Source organism: Salipiger bermudensis HTCC2601 (assembly GCF_000153725.1).
Taxonomy (GTDB): Bacteria; Pseudomonadota; Alphaproteobacteria; order Rhodobacterales; family Rhodobacteraceae; genus Salipiger; species Salipiger bermudensis.
Genome location: NZ_DS022276.1, coordinates 442372 through 458533, shown reverse-complemented (window position 1 = coordinate 458533; position 16162 = coordinate 442372). Strand labels below are relative to the sequence as shown.

Genomic DNA, 16162 nt, shown 5'->3' with positions numbered 1-16162 from the left:
TAGATAGCCGCGTCCCGATACGGCTTTTCCGCTCGCGTGTTTAGCGATCTGTCATGTGTCCGTAAAGCAATCATGAACGTACATTGTGCCAAAGTGCGCATCTGTCGCAATTGAAACGCTTTGCCTGCAGGACTATGTGACGCCGAAGCCATGCAAAGCGCGCGGAGCACATCCATGAAAGCACTGATTCTCACAGCGACACTTTCCGTCGCCGCAGCAGCGGCGTCGCAGGCCGCAGCGCAGGATTACGAACTGTCGATCTATTCGGGCTGGCAGACCGCGCCGCACAGCCGCGTCTCGGGCGACTATCCCGGTGGTGGCGATTACGACGCCCTGATCGGCTGGGACGGCAAGAGCTTCGAGATGCCGCCCTATTACGGTCTGCGCGGCACGTGGTGGCGCTCTGAAACCTTCGGCGTGGCGCTCGAATTCACCCATGCCAAGGTCTATGCTCCCGACGACGAGCGCGAGGCGATCGGTTTCGACAGCATGGAGTTCACCGACGGCCACAACCTGCTCACGCTGAACGCAATGCGGCGCTGGCCCGAGCAGTGGGGCACCGCGACCCCCTATGCCGGCGCGGGCCTCGGCATCGCCTTCCCGCATGTGGATGTCGAGACCACCGGCGGCGACAAGACCTTCGGCTACCAGCTGACCGGTCCCGCCGTGCGGCTGCTGGCGGGCGTCAGCTACCCGATCAGCGAGCGGGTCTCGATTTTTGGCGAGTACCAGTTCACCTATTCGAGCAACGAGGCCGATCTCGACGGCGGCGGCTCGCTCGAGACCGACATCAAGACCAACGCGATCAACGTCGGCCTGTCGCTGAACTTCTGATACCGGCCTCGGCTGGAGACGCAAAAGCGCCCCTCGGGGCGCTTTTTTCGTTACTGGGGGCTGTTCCCGCGCTCCGCCGGGCCGGGGACCTCAGCGCCTGCGGACGAACTCGGTGCGCAGGACGAGGCCCTTGATGGTGTCGTGGCGGCAGTCGATCTCGTCGGGGTTGTCCGTCAGGCGAATGCTGCGGATCACCGTGCGCTGCTTCAGCGTCTGCCCGGCGCCCTTCACCTTCAGATCCTTCACCAGCACCACGGAATCGCCATCCGTCAGCAGGTTGCCCGCGGCGTCGCGGATCTCGACCGCATTCGCCGTTACGAGTTCGGAGGCCGGGCGCCATTCGCCGCTGGCCTCGTCATAGACCCACTCTTCATCCTGATCGGCCATCGCCTGTCCTTCCCGTCATTCGCCCGCAAGGGGTGCTTAGTCGCCCGTGCCGATGCGCGGCTTGCGCGGCAGCATCACGATCACGGTGCCGATATAACCGATGCAGAACAGCACCAGCGTGATCCACGCATAGCTCACCGCAGCCGCCAGCGCGAAGGCGACGGCCACGAGAAAGAACTTGGCGTTCTTGCGCGGGATGCGGGTGGTCTTGAACGACCAGGTCGGGATGCGGCTGATCATCAGCAGCCCCATCGCCACCATCCACAGCGCCAACACGAAGTCCGGCAGGAACGGGCCCGACCCGAGGGCGAAGCTCAGGAACATCGGCAGCATCACCAGCAGCGCCCCGGCAGGGGAGGGGACGCCGGTGAAATAGGCGTTGTCGTGGCTCTTGTCCTCGGACTTGCGCTGCACGTTGAACCGCGCGAGGCGAACCACCGCGCAGACCGCGAAGACCAGCACCGCGAGCCAGCCGAAGCCGCGGCTGTCCTCGAGCGCCCAGGTGTAGAGCAGAAGCCCCGGCGCGACGCCGAAATTGAGGAAATCCGCAAGGCTGTCGAGCTCGGCGCCCATGCCGCTCTCGGACTTGAGGGCGCGGGCGAGGCGCCCGTCCATGCCGTCGAGCACCGCGGCCAGCAGGATCAACTGCACCGCGAAGGTGTAGGAGCCCTGCAGCCCGAGCTTGATCGCCGTCAGGCCGGCGCAGATCGCCACCACCGTCAGCATGTTGGGCAGCAACTGGATGATCGTCAGCTTCTCGGTGCCGGGCTCCCTCGGGTGCCCTTGGGGGGCCTTCGCCTCGGGCCGGGGCTCGGAAGGGGTCTCGGGATCAGTGGTCATCGCCGGCCCCGCTGGTCAGGTCGGCGATCACCGTCTCGCCAGCCACCATGGTCTGGCCGATGCGCACCTGCGGGGCGACGCCTTCGGGCAGGTAGACATCAAGCCGCGAACCGAAGCGGATCAGGCCGAAGCGCTCGCCACGGTCGAGCCAGTCGCCCTCTTTCTTCCACCACATGATGCGCCGCGCCACGAGGCCGGCAATCTGCACCACCGCGATCTCGCGACCGTCCTGCATGCGCAGGCGCAGGGCGTTGCGCTCGTTGTCCTCAGAGGCCTTGTCGAGCGAGGCGTTGAGGAACTTGCCGGGGCGGTAGGCGAGCTTGACCAACTCACCCGCGACCGGCGCGCGGTTCACGTGGCAATTGAACACCGACATGAAGACCGAGACCCGGGTCAGCGGCTCGGGGCCCATGCCGAGCTCGGCCGGCGGCACTGCGGGCTCGATCAGCGAGACCACGCCATCGGCGGGGCTGATGACGAGGCCGGGGCGGACGGGGGTGACGCGGTCGGGGTCGCGGAAGAAATAGTAGCACCAGACCGTGAGACCGACGCCGATCCAGCCGAACGGCTCCCAGATCAGGAACAGGATCAGGGTGATCGCGGCGAAGATCGCGACGAACTTGCGCCCCTCGGGGTGCATGGGCTTGATGAAGGTGTCGCGCATCCGCATGGCTGGGATCCTCCCGCGTGTCTTGGAAACTGCCGTGGCTTACGGAGCATCGCGGGCCGTTGCAAGCCCGCGCGGCATTACGTGTCCGGTTCCGTTGCGATCATCGAGGGCCTTGCGGCAAAGCCCGCATGCCATTCCGCCAATGCGTCGCGACCGGTGCGCCACTTGCGCGCGTCATGGCGGAAATCAAGATAGCTCAACGCGCAGGCCATGCCGATATGGCCGATGTCGATGCGCCCGTGCAGGTGGCTCATCCAGCGCGTGCTTACCGCGTCGAGCGCGCGCGATACTTTGGCCCATTGCCCCTCGATCCACTCCATCGAGACCTTGTCTGCCGGGCGGAAGCGCTCTTCGTAGACGATCAGGACGGCGGCATCCATGATGCCGTCGGCGGTGGCCTCGAGCGTCAGCGTGTCGAACTGGCGGATCTCCGGATAAAGCCCGGTCTGGGCCCGATGGTCGAGGAAGCGGCAGATGACGCGGCTGTCATAGAGGGTCGGGCCGTCGTCACGGATCAGCGCCGGGATCTTGCCCACCGGGTTGGCGGCGATCAGGTTGGGATCGGGGGTCAGCGGCGAGGCGGTGACCTGCACCTGCTCGACCGCGTCGTATTGGTCGGTCTCGTGCAGGGTGACGAGCACCTTGCGGACAAAAGGCGACGGGCCGGCCTTCAGCAGTTTCATGGGTCTGCTCCTTGCTGTTCCCGGAGAGGCGCCCCGGGGTGGTTCGTCGCGAAACCTAGGCAGCGACGCGTACAGGAGCAAATCTTTTCGGAAAGATGTGCGGAGCTTCGGTGTCGTCCGGCGCCGGTCAGCCCGCCTTCGGGTGGGTCGCGGCGTAGACCTTCATCAGGTGCACCTCGTCGACCGAGGTATAGGCCTGCGTGGTCGACAGCGACGCGTGACCCAGCAGCTCCTGGATCGCCCGAAGGTCGCCGCCGGCGGCGAGCAGGTGGGTGGCGAAGCTGTGGCGCATGGCGTGCGGGGTTGCGGTGGCGGGCAGGCCAAGCTGCAACCGCGCCGCCTCGGTCACCTTCTGGATCAGCCGCGGGTTCAGCGCGCCGCCGCGCTTGCCGCGGAACACCGGCGCGTCGGGCTCGGGATCATAGGGGCAGAGCCGCAGGTAGGTGTCGAGCGCGCGCCGTGCGATCGGCAGCACCGGCACGATGCGCTCCTTGCCACCCTTGCCGACGATGCGCAGGCTCTCGCCCAGAGGCAGGTCGCGCCCCCTGAGCCCCAGCGCCTCGGATATCCGCAGCCCGCAGCCGTAGAGCAGCGTCACCACCGCCGCGTCGCGGGCGCCGATCCAGCTGTCGGCGGCCTGCATCTCGACCGTGTCGATCATCGCCTTCGCGGCATCCTCGGCGAGCGGGCGCGGCAGCTTCTTCTGGAACTTGGGCGCGCGGGCCATCATCACCGCAGTGGGCTCGAAGCCTTCAAGCTCGGCCAGCCAGCGGTAGAAGCTCTTCACCGCCGAGAGCTTGCGCGCCATGGTGCGCGAGCCCACGCCCTGACCGCGCAGGTGGGCGAGAAAGGCGCGCATGTCGGGCGTGGTCACGCGGGCCAGCGGCGCCAGCCCCTGCGGCTCGGCGTGGTGCGAGGTCAGGAAGACGATGAACTCGAGCACATCGGCGCGGTAGGCGGTGATGGTGTTCTCGGAATTGCCCTTGAGCGCGCGCGCCGCCGTCAGCCAGCTCTCCAGCGCGTCGCGCGCTGCCGGGGAGATCTCGAGCGTCACGCCAGCCAGCGCCGCATGGCGCGTTCGAACACCCCGGCGAAAAAGGCCAGCAGGTCGGTGCCCTGCTGCGGGGTGAAGAGATGCGGATCCTCCGAGCCCATGACCAGCAAGCCGGGCAGGCGACCGGGGCCGAAATCGAGCCGCAGGCAGGCTTCCGAGCGCATCCACGAGGCGCTCTCGCCATAGATCGCCGGGTCACCCTCGCTCATCTGGCGCAACGTCACCTGCCGCTTCGGCGCGTGGTTGCGGCCATCGGCGAGGAAGGCGTCAATGAAGCCGGGTTCGGCCACCGAGAGCACGTCGCCCAGCCGGCGGATCGCCGGATCGCTGTCGTTCTGCACCGACTCGAGCACCAGCTTGACGCTATCGACGCGCAGGATGTCGGCCACCTCGCCGCCGAGATCGCGCAGGAACGGCTCGAACTCGAGCGGGTCGAGCATCCGCAGGATGGCGCGGTGGATCTGGTTGGTTCCGGCGAGGTTCTCGTAGGCTGCTGCGATGACGCTGCGATGGGTGTCCTCGAGCCGGTCCAGCCGGGCCTCGAGCCGATCCATGGCGATGCCGCGCAGGTCGACGATGTTGCCGCCCATCGCGCGCTCGTTCGCGGCGATCAGCGCCTGCATCAGGTCGCGATCGTCGAGGATCATGTCGGGGCGCGAGATGATCTCCTCGCGCAGCGACTCGTCGATGGTCTGGGACTGTCTGCTCATGCCCGCCTCTTTGTTGTTTGCCGGCAACCTAGCAGGGCGATGCGCGGATTGCGCGCCATTTTTCGACGGTGGCGCCCGGTTTCGCGTGTCTGTTGCGCATCGGTCGGGCGCTGCCAGTCATGCGAAAGGACTGAGCCGATTTTCCGACCGTGGTGGAAAGCTTTGGCCGCCGGCGGGTTCCGTGCCAGACTAGGGCAGGAACGGAGGAGACACATGCCAAAGATCACAGGGCCAAAGATTACTGGGCCAGACATCACCAGCCCGAGCCCCTGCCAGACCGTCATCACCACTTTCGAGACCTCGCCCGGCACCTGCCAGGACCTGCTCGATGCGTTGCAGGAGGCCTATGCGGGCTTCATCTCGAAACAGCCCGGCTTCATCGCCGCGGGCCTGCACGTCAATGACGCCCAGACCCGCATCGCCAACTACTCGCAGTGGCAGAGCCGCGAGGACTTTCAGGCCATGCTGCGCAGCGAGGAGATGCGCGAGCACAATCGCCGTTTCAACGCGCTGTGCCGCAGCTTCGAGCCGGTGCTGTATGACGTGGCGGCGACCTACGGCTGACGCGGGCGGCGCGAGTCGCTGCGGCTCATGATCAGGCGGCCCGTTATCAGGCAACCCGTGATCAGGCAGCCAGCGGACGGGCGTCCTTGCGGCGCTCGTTCACCTCGAGCCGGTATCCCGCCCCGCGCACCGTCTCGATCTTCAGGGCCGGGCCGACGCTTTGCAGATGCGCGCGAAGGTTGCACATGTAGACGTCGAAAACGCGTGGCGCCGGCTCGTTCTCGAACCCGTAGACATGGCCCAGAAGCGCGTCGCGGGCGGCCAGCCGGCCCGGGCGCAGCACGAGGAACTCGAGGATCTCGTAGAGCTTGGGCGAGAGTGACAGCGTGACCTCGCCGAGATGCGCGCGCCGCCGCTCGAGATCGAGCAGCAGCGGTCCGCGCTCGACCAGCGGGTGGGCGACGCCATGGGCGCGGCGCGCAACGGCGGAAAGGCGCGCCAGTGCCTCGGGCAGGGCGGCGGTGTCCTCGATCACCGCATCGGCCCCGGCCATCAGCCAATGTGCGATGCGTTCGGGGGCAGGGGCCGAGGCGATCAAGCAGATCGGCACGTCCGGTCTCTGGGCGCGCAGGTCGGCAAGGCTCACGTGGCGGCCAAGCTGGGAGGCCTCGAGCACCAGCAGGTCATGCTGACCCATGCGGTGGAAATCGGCAAGCTCTTCGCCGGCCTCGCAGCTTGTCCGCAGCAACCCGCTATCGGCCACGGCCTTGGACAGGGTGACCATCTTCCAGTTCGTTTCACCAATCAGGTAGCGCATGTGGGACTCTCCTCGCTCAGGCTCGTTCGGGATCGACTTAGTGGATCGGTCGGCGCGGCGGGAAACGGCGGCTGCGCTGCGGGGCATCGGCGCGGTCAGCGAAAGATCCGGCGGTTTCGGGGATCTGGCGCTGAGGTTCGGTCGATGTGGCGCGTTCTGCGGCCTGCAACCGAGACGCTACGGTCAGATTGCGACCGAATTGTGATCGGAACCGGGCCGGGTGAGGGTGATATGGATCAAGGCATAGCCCCTTCGGATAGCGCAAACTCGACGCAGAATCTTTGAAGGAGGCCGCGCATGTACACCAATATCCTTGTCCCGATCGCATTCGACAGTGACGCCAAGGCCGAGGCGGCGGTGGCCGTCGCCCGTCAACTCGCCGGCGAGGACAGCATCATCACCCTGCTGCACGTCATGGAGCATATTCCGGGCTACGCAATCAGCTACATGCCGCCCGATTACCTCGCGCAGTCGCGCGCGGCGGTGCAGTCTGAGCTTGACGCGATGGCCGCCAAGCTCGGCCATGCCTCTGGGATCGTGGTCGAGGGCCACTCCGGCCGCACCATCCTCGACTATGCCGAGGAAACCGGTTCCGATCTGATCGTCATCGCCTCGCACCGGCCGGGCATGGGCGACATGCTGATGGGATCGACCGCGACGCAGGTGGTGCGCCACGCCAAGTGCGCGGTCCACGTGCTGCGCTGAGGCATTGCGGCGGCGCGGTCAGCGCGCCGCCAGCAGCGCCCGCTTGCGGGCGAAGACGTCCTGCCGCGGCAGCCACGGATAGGCGTCGTCCTCGGTGACGGCGCCCCAGAAGAGCTGGCCGCCATTGCGCCATGGATCGAGCACGATGCCCTCGTACATGCTGTCGCCCGGCGCGGTGACCACGACGGTGCTGTGCTCGATGCGGATGGCGCTTTGCGAGTTGGCGATGGCGCGCTGCAGTTCGAGCGTCTCGAACCCTTCCTGTGCCAGCCGCGCCTGCAGATCGTCGGCCCACTGGTAGCACAGGCCGCGGGGCTTGAGGCCCTGATTGACCTTGATGTTGTGAATGATCGGCGGATCCTCCACCTGGTACTCCACCGCAAGCCGCAGCGGGTACTCATAGGCGATGGCCGCCGCCCGCGCCGCCTCGCCGGCGTCGATGCCGGGATCGAGGGCGTGGATCTCGTCGGCAAGCGCCGCGATATCGGCCTCGGTCGGGCGCGGGAGATCCTCGGGGCGCTGTGTCGCGCAGGCGGCCACGAAGAGCGTGACACTCAGGAAAAGGATTGTGGTCAGTTGTCTGGGGAGGGGCAATGTCGGGCCGGATCGTTGCTTGGGTCGGGGCGGAGTGTCCGCAAAGCCGCCCGGGATGGCAAGCCGCGCAATGCCCGCGATGACGCCGCCGTGATCGCGCTGCATCGGGGCGGGCATCGGGGGCCACGATTGCGCGCGCGGCCCCGCTGGGCTAAGCCGGTCCGACCTGACGTGACGACCGGAGCCTGAACATGTTTCGCCTGATCCCCGCCCTCGGCCTCGTTCTTGGCCTCGCGGCCTGCGCCAACGGCCAATCCCAGCTCGATGAGCCGCTTGAGCCGATCGGGGATTTCAAGCTTGGCCACGCCGCCGTGGTGGCGCCGAACCTTGTCGAGGGGCCGGTCTCGCGCAACGCCACCGAGGAGGAATGGATCGCCTCGGTCGACGCCGCCATCGAAGAGCGCTTCCGGCGCTACGAGGGCGACAGGTTCTACCACATGGGCATCAGCGTCGAGGGGTTCGTGCTGGCCCAGCCGGGCGTGCCGCTGGTGTTTAGCCCGAAATCGGCGCTCATCCTGCGGGTGACCGTGTGGGACGACGCCACCCAGAGCAAGCTCAACGCCGAGCCCGAGCAGTTCACCGTGCTCGAGAGCTTCACCGCCGAGACCGTGGTGGGTTCGGGCGTCACCCAGACCAAGGCGCAGCAGATGCGCAACCTCTCCGCCAACGCGGCGCTGCAGATCGAGAAATGGATGCGGCGCATGCAGGAGGACGAGGGCTGGTTCGGCGGCCCCGACGCCAACCCGCCCGCTGCCGAGCCCGCCGCCTCGCCCGAGGCTGCGGCAGAGCCCGAGGCGGACGTGGACCCTGCGGCGGAGACGTCGCAAGAGGCCGCCTCCTGAGGCATCGCCGCGGCGCGGCAATGCCCGGCGCGGCGTGCTTTCCTGAAAACCCGCGATCACAAGGGCTTGTGCTTCCGGCCCGTCTGGCCGTGTCCCTCGGGGCGCGGCCGGGCGGGCCCGTGCCCATCCGTGCATGAACGGCTTGATTTTCCCTCTGCAAGCCAATAAACGGCCCGCGATGCGAAACCGGGTCATTTGGGGCCCCTGGAAAAGGCGAGGCGTCTTAGAAAGATGGCAAAGGAAAAGTTTGAGCGCGGCAAACCGCACTGCAACATCGGCACGATCGGTCACGTTGACCACGGCAAGACGACGCTGACGGCGGCGATCACGAAGTACTTCGGTGACTTCCGCGCCTACGATCAGATCGACGGCGCGCCGGAAGAGAAAGCCCGCGGCATCACGATCTCGACCGCGCACGTGGAGTACGAGACCGAGAACCGTCACTACGCGCACGTCGACTGCCCCGGCCACGCCGACTACGTGAAGAACATGATCACCGGTGCTGCCCAGATGGACGGCGCGATCCTGGTTGTGAACGCAGCTGACGGCCCGATGCCGCAGACCCGCGAGCACATCCTGCTGGGCCGCCAGGTGGGCATCCCCGCCATGGTCGTGTTCCTGAACAAGGTCGACCAGGTGGACGACGAGGAGCTCCTCGAGCTCGTCGAGATGGAAGTCCGCGAGTTGCTCTCCGAGTACGACTTCCCGGGCGACGACATTCCGATCATCGCGGGCTCCGCTCTCGCGGCGATGGAAGGCCGTGATCCGGAGATCGGCGAGAACAAGATCAAGGAACTGATGGCTGCCGTGGACGAGTACATCCCGCAGCCCGAGCGCGCTGTCGACCAGCCGTTCCTGATGCCGATCGAAGATGTGTTCTCGATCTCGGGCCGCGGCACCGTTGTGACCGGCCGTGTCGAGCGTGGCGTCGTGAACGTTGGCGACGAACTGGAAATCGTCGGCATCCGCGACACCAAGAAGACCACCTGCACCGGTGTCGAGATGTTCCGCAAGCTGCTCGATCGCGGTGAAGCCGGCGACAACATCGGCGCGCTGCTGCGCGGCATCGACCGTGAAGGCGTCGAGCGTGGCCAGGTTCTCTGCAAGCCGGGTTCGGTCAAGCCGCACACCAAGTTCGAAGCCGAGGTCTACATCCTGACCAAGGAAGAAGGTGGCCGTCACACGCCGTTCTTCGCGAACTACCGTCCGCAGTTCTACTTCCGGACCACCGACGTGACCGGCACCGTGACCCTCCCCGAGGGCACCGAGATGGTCATGCCCGGCGACAACCTGAAGTTCGCGGTCGAGCTGATCGCCCCGATCGCCATGGAAGACGGCCTCCGCTTCGCCATCCGCGAAGGCGGCCGTACCGTCGGCTCCGGCGTCGTCTCCAAGATCATCGAGTGATCTTCGGACCGGTCGTGCCGCACGTCGGCGCGACCTACCGAAACGTTTAAAGGGGCGCCCCGAGGGGCGCCCCTTTTGCATGTCGGGCCTGTGGCCGTTGCCGGGGGCGCCGCGTGATGCGGCGCTCCCGGAGAATGCGACTTACTGGTAGTTGTGGACCGCGGCCTCGACGCTGGCTTTCTTGTCAGCCGCGCTGTTTTCGTCCTGCACCAGCTGGTACACGGCGATCGCCTGCGAGTTGGTCAGGGCTTCGACATTGGCCGTCGGCGCAATGCGCTGGAGCGCGGCGCGGGCGTTGTCGCCGGTGTTGTACGCCTGGGCGGATGCGGCGCCGGACAGGGCGGCAACGGTGGTGATGGCGGCGGCGGTGAGGGTGATGAAGCGTTTCATGTCAGGTTCCTTTGGTTCTCTGCTGCACATGTTGTGCGGTTGATCGTATGATCCGTGCTTCGGATGAGTTGGATATCGGTCGGAAACCCGCCAGTTTCAAATCACGCCAACGCTCACGCCGCCTCGCGACTTCGTGCACTTGAACGTGAGCGAACGCGTCCCAAGAGCATGTCTAGTAAGCTGAAACCTCAATGGTTCCTGGCGATCGTGGCTGACAGCGGGTCACGCGTTTTACGAGTGCTGCGTGAGCTGTGAGCCGAATTGAGCGCTACTTTGGCGATGCGATAGCTGTTGTGAATAAATGCACATAATGGGTCGGGCGGGTAGGCGCGCAATGTTGTCTTGCCAGAGCCCCGGCCGAGGCTAATTTTGTTGCCATGAACGAGCTTGTCCCCCGCACCGATGATGTCATCCAGTCCGCCTTTGTCCTGGCGGGCAATCGCCACAGTCAGACCCTCTCGGCGGCCGAGGTGTCGGAGGTCCTGCGCAGCGACGAGCTCGGCTGGGTCCATCTGCGCGCCCAGCATCCCGACACACCCGCCTGGATCGTCGAGAACCTCTCTTACCTCGATCCCACCATCATCGACGCGCTGGTCGCGGAGGAGACGCGTCCGAGGGTGACCCGCGTCGGCGATGGGCTGATCGTCATTCTGCGGGGCATCAACACCATCGAGGGGCAGGATCCCGAGGACATGGTCTCGGTGCGGTTGTGGATCGACCCTTACCGCATCGTGAGTCTTGCCCGCCGCAAGGTCCGCGCCATCGAGGAGATCGCGACCGAACTGGACCATGGGCGTGGCCCCTGTGACTGCGCCGAGTTCCTCGTGACGCTGGTCGAGCGGCTCACGCAGCGCATCGAGCGGCACTGGAACGGGATCGACGATCTTGCCGACGATCTCGAGGAGGCGGTGCTCGACGAAGCCGGGCCGGAGGTGCGCGCGACGCTGGTGGACCTGCGTCGGCAGGCGATCATCCTGCGCCGCTACCTGCAGCCGCAGCGAGACGCGCTGCGCGCGCTGCAGACCGGGCAGCCTGCATGGCTCGAGAGTGACGACCAGCGCCACCTCGCGGAGGAACTCGACGCGCTGGAGAGGGTGGTCGAAGACGCCGACGCGATGCGCGAGCGCATGGCGTTGGTGCGCGACGAGCTGAACGGCCAGGCCTCTGAGCGGCTGAACCGCAACATGTACCTTCTGTCGATTCTCTCAGCGGTGTTCCTGCCGCTTGGATTCCTCACCGGATTGTTCGGAATCAACGTCGCGGGCCTGCCCGGAACCGGCGAACCGCTGGCCTTCTGGATCTTTGTGGGGGCACTTGTGATCGTGGCCGCGCTGCAGCTTGCGGTGCTGCGCAGAATGCGGTGGATCTGAGGTGCTTTTCCCGCTTGCAAAGCCGTGGAGCCTCTCGTAAACGGGGCACCGGCCTTAGGGGTATAGCTCAGCTGGTAGAGCGACGGTCTCCAAAACCGTAGGTCGCGGGTTCGAACCCTGCTGCCCCTGCCAATTCCCTCACATGACGGATAATGATCGACGCACGTTCGAGCGCTCTTCTTGCGGGCGGGCAGGCGACATGGTGCTTGCCGGCGTGAGTGTGTGATGTTATATCGTAAGCCATTGAGGCGTTCGGAAATCGTCTCAGGGTGACTTCGGGCTGGCTGCTTTTGCAGTCGGCCCTTTTTCGTCTCGGCGTCTAGCCGGCGCGACCAACCGACCGGCCGCACGCACAAAAAAGGGCCGCGCAAAAAGGCGCGGCCCCGATGTTGTCGCTGAAGTCGGATTACGACAGAGCATCTTCGATCTTGTTGCGCATCTCGGCGTCTTCATCGGCACCGTAGATCGCTGCGCGGATCTCGTTCACCTGCTCGGTGGTCAGCACGGTGAGGTCGGCGTCGGGGGCAACCGACTTCACGGCCTGCATTTCACCGGTGGTCAGGTTCGGTGCGGCGCTTTCCATGTCCTTCAGGAGCTGGACGCGAACGTTGTCCGGGTTGTCGTCCTGATTCACCAGGGCGATGACTTCCTGCTTCTCTGCTTCGGTCATCTCGTTGAGGCGCCATTCCGGCACATAGGCGGTCAGGTCCATCTCGGAGACGTCAGCGGAGGCCGGGCTCGGGTTGTCCATCGCTGCGATGGCTTCGATATCCTGACGCTTCTGGGTGTCCGAGCTGCCGCTGTTTGCGACGGCGAACATTTCGGCGACCTGATCATCGGAAAGGACCGAGAAGTTGGCATCCGGGTAGTACATGGTGATGGCTGCCTCTTCGGCCTCGGACGCTGCGAAAGCCGAGGTTGCCATGGTTGCGGCGAGTGCGGTAGCGGTAAGAAGACGTTTCATGATACGATCCTTTCGTCTCGTGGAACTTTTAAACTTTCGATGTGCGGAGCGTGGCGCCCTGCGATTGTGACTGAACAACCGCCGCCGAGACGGAATGGTTCCTGCCGAGCCGCGGCGAAAAAATATCGTCCAAACATCTGGCATCCTGAAGTTTTCTCCGACGAGCGCGCGAACGCTCCGGGCGTCGATTGGTTGCGTGCGGATGTGGCGGATTTTCTCAGATTTTCGTGAGAGTGAGCGCCCGCGCCGTGATCGTCCGGGAGCTTCTCGTGAGCTCCCGGGCGCCCGGTCGGGCCCTTGCCAGCGGGCGCGGAGCCTCGTATATGCGCCAAAACCGCATGCAAACGGAAAGCACCCGTCGATGGCCAACCCCATTCAGTTCATTCAGCAGACCCGGGCCGAGGTCGCCAAGATCGTCTGGCCGACCCGCCGCGAGGTGCTGCTTACCACCGTCACCGTCTTCATCATGGCGGCGCTGACCGCGAGCTTCTTCGCGATCGTCGACATCCTGATCCGCAGCGGGTTGCAGGGCCTTCTGTCGTTCTTCGGCTGAGGCCGGGGCGAAACCGCCCGCCGGGCCTTGAAATCAGCCGGGCAGGGCGGTAGGGGACGGAACACTTTCCTCAGGCGGGCGTGCAGCGATTCGAGTTGCACGCCGGTTTTTGTTTGGGGCGAGGCCGTTCCGAGGCGCAAACGCCTCGCGAGAAAAACGGTCGCGTAGACGCGAAAGACTGCCGGCAGAGATGACCGGCGCAAGGTTGGAAGAGGGGCCCTATGGCGAAGCGGTGGTATTCGGTCAGTGTTCTGTCGAACTTCGAGAAGAAGATCGCGGAGCAGATCCGTCAGTCTGTCGAAGAGCAGGGGCTCGAGGACCAGATCGATGAGGTCCTCGTTCCGACCGAGGAGGTCATCGAGGTGCGTCGCGGCAAGAAGGTGACCACCGAGCGGCGCTTCATGCCCGGCTACGTGCTGGTGCACATGGAGATGTCGGACCAGGGCTATCACCTGGTGAACTCGATCAACCGCGTCACCGGGTTCCTTGGTCCGCAGGGCCGGCCGATGCCGATGCGCGATGCCGAGGTCGAGTCGATCCTGGGCCGCGTTCAGGAAAGCGACGAGGCGCCGCGCACGCTCATCCACTTCGAGGTGGGCGAGAAGGTCAAGGTCAACGACGGTCCGTTCGAGGGCTTCGATGGCATGATCGAGAGTGTCGACGACGACAACCAGCGTCTGCGCGTCGCGGTGTCGATCTTCGGCCGGGAGACCCCGGTCGAACTGGAATTCACTCAGGTCTCCAAGCAGGGCTGAGGATTGGCGGCGGGGTTGCCCGCCGCACGCGGCAGAGATGCCGTTTCACCGTGGCAGGCGAGGTCATCGCGATGACCGGACCAGACCACGCAACGCAAAAGCCCCGAGGACGCGTTCGAGGGGTGTTGTAAAGGAGAAAGACAATGGCCAAGAAGCTTGCCGGCGTCATGAAGCTGCAGATCCCTGCAGGCAAAGCGAACCCGTCGCCGCCCGTGGGCCCCGCCCTCGGTCAGCGTGGCATCAACATCATGGAATTCTGCAAGGCGTTCAACGCCAAGACGCAGGAAATGGAGCCCGGCGCGCCGTGCCCGACCGTGATCACCTACTATCAGGACAAGTCCTTCACGATGGACATCAAGACGCCGCCCGCGTCTTACTACCTGAAGAAGGCGGCTGGCCTGAAGCCGGTCGGCAAGCGGAACCGTCCGCGTGGTGCCGAGAACCCGGGCCGCGAGACCGTTGCGACCGTCACCACCAAGCAGGTGCGCGAGATCGCCGAGGCCAAGATGAAGGACCTCAGCGCGAACGACGTCGAAGCTGCAATGCAGATCATCCTTGGCTCCGCCAAGTCCATGGGCATCGAGGTGAAGTAAGATGGCAAAGCTCGGAAAACGCACCCGCTCCGCCCGTGAGGCCTTTGCAGGCAAGGAAGACGTGACCGTCGAAGAGGCCGTCGCCCTGATCAAGTCCGCTGCCAGCGCGAAGTTCGACGAGACCGTCGAAATCGCGATGAACCTCGGCGTCGACACCCGTCACGCAGACCAGATGGTCCGTGGCGTGATCGGCCTGCCGAACGGCACCGGCAAGACCATGCGCGTCGCCGTCTTTGCCCGTGGCCCGAAGGCTGAAGAAGCCCAGGCCGCCGGTGCGGACATCGTGGGCGCCGAAGACCTGATGGAGACCATCCAGGGCGGCACCATCGAGTTCGATCGCTGCATCGCGACCCCGGACATGATGCCGATCGTCGGCCGTCTCGGTAAGATCCTCGGCCCGCGCAACCTGATGCCGAACCCCAAGGTCGGCACCGTGACCATGGATGTCGCTCAGGCCGTCAAGGACGCCAAGGGTGGCCAGGTCCAGTTCCGCGCCGAAAAGGGCGGTGTGGTCCACGCCGGCGTCGGCAAAGCCTCCTTCGACGAGGCTCAGCTGGTCGAGAACATCCGCGCCTTCGTGAGTGCGGTTGCCAAGGCCAAGCCGACCGGCGCCAAGGGCACCTACATGAAGAAGATCTCGCTCAGCTCCACCATGGGCCCGGGCGTGACCGTCGACGTGGCCAACGCCGCCAGCGTCGAGTGATCTTCGGATTGATCTGATCGGAAAGGGCGGGCCTTCGGGTCCGCCCTTTTTCTTTTTCGGGGTTTATTCTTCGGGGCAGCGCTTGCGCGCCCCATGCGCCGATCGGTGGCGCTAGCCCCGCGCAATCGCGAGCAGGTGCTGCGTGCGGTGCGCCAGCCAGAAGGACAACGGCCCGACGGCCATAGACAGGACGAAGGCGATCGGCCATGCGGTGACGAAGCAAGTCAGCCAGGTGCCGACCCAGCCGGGTGCCAGCGCGGTGGGAATCGCGGTGAAGATCCCGGTCATCAGGAAGGCCATGAGACAGGAGATGAACACCTGCGCGAGAATGACGGTGGCTTTCGTAGGGGGTGTTTCGTTGACAACGGTCATGCGTGCTCTCTGCATATGTAGGGCAGGGGCGGGAGACCGTTCGCAACAGCGCTCGCGCACCCCACCGGAATGGGTGTGCGCCGCGGGTTCGAAACTCGACTAACTCTCGCGAGGATTCGAGGGCCGGGATAACCGAACCGGCCTGGCGTTTTTCGGCCTTAGCCGCTTAAAGACCGGAGGAGGCTGCGTCAAGCCCGGACGCCCGTGTCGGTGTCACGCGAGCGTGACGGAACCTTTTTCACCGCGCCTCTTGGCAGGGCGGGGCAAAACCGGTATCCAGCCGGTGTTGAGGGCATCCGCGCGATTCGTGGGCGCCCTCGATTTCGTCCGAGACGGTGGGTTGGAGGCATCCTATAAATCCTGCCTGAGACGGGAAGAGACATACGAACCGGATCTTACAAGTGTTCCGGCGACG

General features: G+C 65.5%; 21 protein-coding genes and 1 tRNA gene. 11 read left to right on the top strand and 11 right to left on the bottom strand.

Going from position 1 to position 16162, the window contains the following annotated elements; all coding sequences use genetic code 11:
* Positions 1–174: 174 nt before the first annotated feature.
* Entirely contained in the window at positions 175–834 is a 660-nt protein-coding gene (locus R2601_RS02215) for an outer membrane protein (protein ID WP_007792887.1), read from the top strand.
* Positions 835–924: 90 nt separating this feature from the next.
* Here the strand turns inward: R2601_RS02215 and R2601_RS02210 are convergent, their stop codons facing one another.
* From R2601_RS02210 to R2601_RS02185, 6 genes are all read right to left on the bottom strand, one after another.
* The gene (locus tag R2601_RS02210; protein ID WP_007792883.1) at positions 925–1221 is read right to left on the bottom strand and encodes an alkylphosphonate utilization protein; all 297 of its coding nucleotides are present in this window, start codon (positions 1219–1221) and stop codon (positions 925–927) included.
* 36 nt (positions 1222–1257) lie between these two features.
* Entirely contained in the window at positions 1258–2061 is an 804-nt protein-coding gene (pssA, locus tag R2601_RS02205; RefSeq protein ID WP_007792881.1) for a CDP-diacylglycerol--serine O-phosphatidyltransferase, read from the bottom strand.
* Positions 2051–2731, bottom strand: a complete 681-nt coding sequence (locus R2601_RS02200; RefSeq protein WP_007792878.1) for a phosphatidylserine decarboxylase — start codon at positions 2729–2731, stop codon at positions 2051–2053. Before R2601_RS02200 ends, pssA begins: the two co-directional genes overlap by 11 nt.
* A 77-nt stretch (positions 2732–2808) precedes the next feature.
* Positions 2809–3414 (bottom strand): glutathione S-transferase, encoded by a 606-nt coding sequence (locus R2601_RS02195; protein WP_007792877.1) that lies wholly within the window; start codon positions 3412–3414, stop codon positions 2809–2811.
* 127 nt (positions 3415–3541) lie between these two features.
* Complete coding sequence (locus tag R2601_RS02190; RefSeq protein WP_007792875.1) at positions 3542–4468, bottom strand: tyrosine recombinase XerC; 927 nt, start codon at positions 4466–4468, stop codon at positions 3542–3544.
* Positions 4465–5178, bottom strand: coding sequence for a DUF484 family protein (locus R2601_RS02185; RefSeq protein ID WP_007792873.1), 714 nt, complete (start codon positions 5176–5178; stop codon positions 4465–4467). Before R2601_RS02185 ends, R2601_RS02190 begins: the two co-directional genes overlap by 4 nt.
* 213 nt (positions 5179–5391) lie before the next feature.
* On the opposite strand from R2601_RS02185, the gene R2601_RS02180 reads away from it, so the two are divergent.
* Complete coding sequence (locus R2601_RS02180) at positions 5392–5742, top strand: antibiotic biosynthesis monooxygenase family protein (RefSeq protein ID WP_007792871.1); 351 nt, start codon at positions 5392–5394, stop codon at positions 5740–5742.
* A 61-nt stretch (positions 5743–5803) separates the two neighbouring features.
* Here R2601_RS02180 and R2601_RS02175 read toward each other — a convergent pair whose 3' ends face one another.
* Entirely contained in the window at positions 5804–6499 is a 696-nt protein-coding gene (locus R2601_RS02175) for a winged helix-turn-helix domain-containing protein (protein ID WP_007792869.1), read from the bottom strand.
* A gap of 297 nt (positions 6500–6796) precedes the next feature.
* On the opposite strand from R2601_RS02175, the gene R2601_RS02170 reads away from it, so the two are divergent.
* Positions 6797–7204, top strand: coding sequence for a universal stress protein (locus R2601_RS02170; RefSeq protein WP_007792867.1), 408 nt, complete (start codon positions 6797–6799; stop codon positions 7202–7204).
* 18 nt (positions 7205–7222) lie between these two features.
* Here R2601_RS02170 and R2601_RS02165 read toward each other — a convergent pair whose 3' ends face one another.
* Positions 7223–7903: a hypothetical protein gene (locus R2601_RS02165; protein WP_007792864.1), complete on the bottom strand. Its 681-nt coding sequence runs from the start codon at positions 7901–7903 to the stop codon at positions 7223–7225.
* Between the two features lie 86 nt (positions 7904–7989).
* On the opposite strand from R2601_RS02165, the gene R2601_RS02160 reads away from it, so the two are divergent.
* Positions 7990–8640: a hypothetical protein gene (locus R2601_RS02160; protein WP_007792860.1), complete on the top strand. Its 651-nt coding sequence runs from the start codon at positions 7990–7992 to the stop codon at positions 8638–8640.
* 231 nt (positions 8641–8871) lie between these two features.
* The gene (gene tuf, locus R2601_RS02155; protein WP_007792858.1) at positions 8872–10047 is read left to right on the top strand and encodes an elongation factor Tu; all 1176 of its coding nucleotides are present in this window, start codon (positions 8872–8874) and stop codon (positions 10045–10047) included.
* Positions 10048–10188: 141 nt separating this feature from the next.
* Here tuf and R2601_RS02150 read toward each other — a convergent pair whose 3' ends face one another.
* A complete protein-coding gene (locus tag R2601_RS02150; protein WP_007792855.1) occupies positions 10189–10437 on the bottom strand; it encodes a hypothetical protein in 249 nt (82 codons plus the stop codon).
* Positions 10438–10814: 377 nt separating this feature from the next.
* Between R2601_RS02150 and R2601_RS02145 the strand changes: the two genes are divergently transcribed.
* Positions 10815–11807 (top strand): zinc transporter ZntB, encoded by a 993-nt coding sequence (locus R2601_RS02145; protein ID WP_007792854.1) that lies wholly within the window; start codon positions 10815–10817, stop codon positions 11805–11807.
* Positions 11808–11863: 56 nt separating this feature from the next.
* Positions 11864–11939, top strand: a tRNA-Trp gene (locus R2601_RS02140).
* A gap of 274 nt (positions 11940–12213) precedes the next feature.
* Here the strand turns inward: R2601_RS02140 and R2601_RS02135 are convergent.
* Positions 12214–12771: a hypothetical protein gene (locus R2601_RS02135; protein ID WP_007792850.1), complete on the bottom strand. Its 558-nt coding sequence runs from the start codon at positions 12769–12771 to the stop codon at positions 12214–12216.
* A gap of 361 nt (positions 12772–13132) precedes the next feature.
* Here R2601_RS02135 and secE point away from each other — a divergent pair, with 361 nt between their 5' ends.
* The 4 genes from secE (at position 13133) to rplA (ending at position 15375) form a co-directional block, all read left to right on the top strand.
* Complete coding sequence (secE, locus tag R2601_RS02130; protein ID WP_007792848.1) at positions 13133–13324, top strand: preprotein translocase subunit SecE; 192 nt, start codon at positions 13133–13135, stop codon at positions 13322–13324.
* 221 nt (positions 13325–13545) lie between these two features.
* Complete coding sequence (gene nusG, locus R2601_RS02125) at positions 13546–14079, top strand: transcription termination/antitermination protein NusG (RefSeq protein ID WP_007792846.1); 534 nt, start codon at positions 13546–13548, stop codon at positions 14077–14079.
* Between the two features lie 143 nt (positions 14080–14222).
* Positions 14223–14672: a 50S ribosomal protein L11 gene (rplK, locus tag R2601_RS02120; RefSeq protein ID WP_007792844.1), complete on the top strand. Its 450-nt coding sequence runs from the start codon at positions 14223–14225 to the stop codon at positions 14670–14672.
* Between the two features lies 1 nt (position 14673).
* Positions 14674–15375 carry a 50S ribosomal protein L1 gene (rplA, locus tag R2601_RS02115; protein WP_007792841.1) on the top strand — a complete coding sequence of 234 codons (702 nt, stop codon included), beginning with the start codon at positions 14674–14676 and terminating at the stop codon, positions 15373–15375.
* 111 nt (positions 15376–15486) lie between these two features.
* Here the strand turns inward: rplA and R2601_RS02110 are convergent, their stop codons facing one another.
* Positions 15487–15747, bottom strand: a complete 261-nt coding sequence (locus R2601_RS02110; protein ID WP_007792838.1) for a DUF2798 domain-containing protein — start codon at positions 15745–15747, stop codon at positions 15487–15489.
* Positions 15748–16162 lie beyond the last annotated feature (415 nt).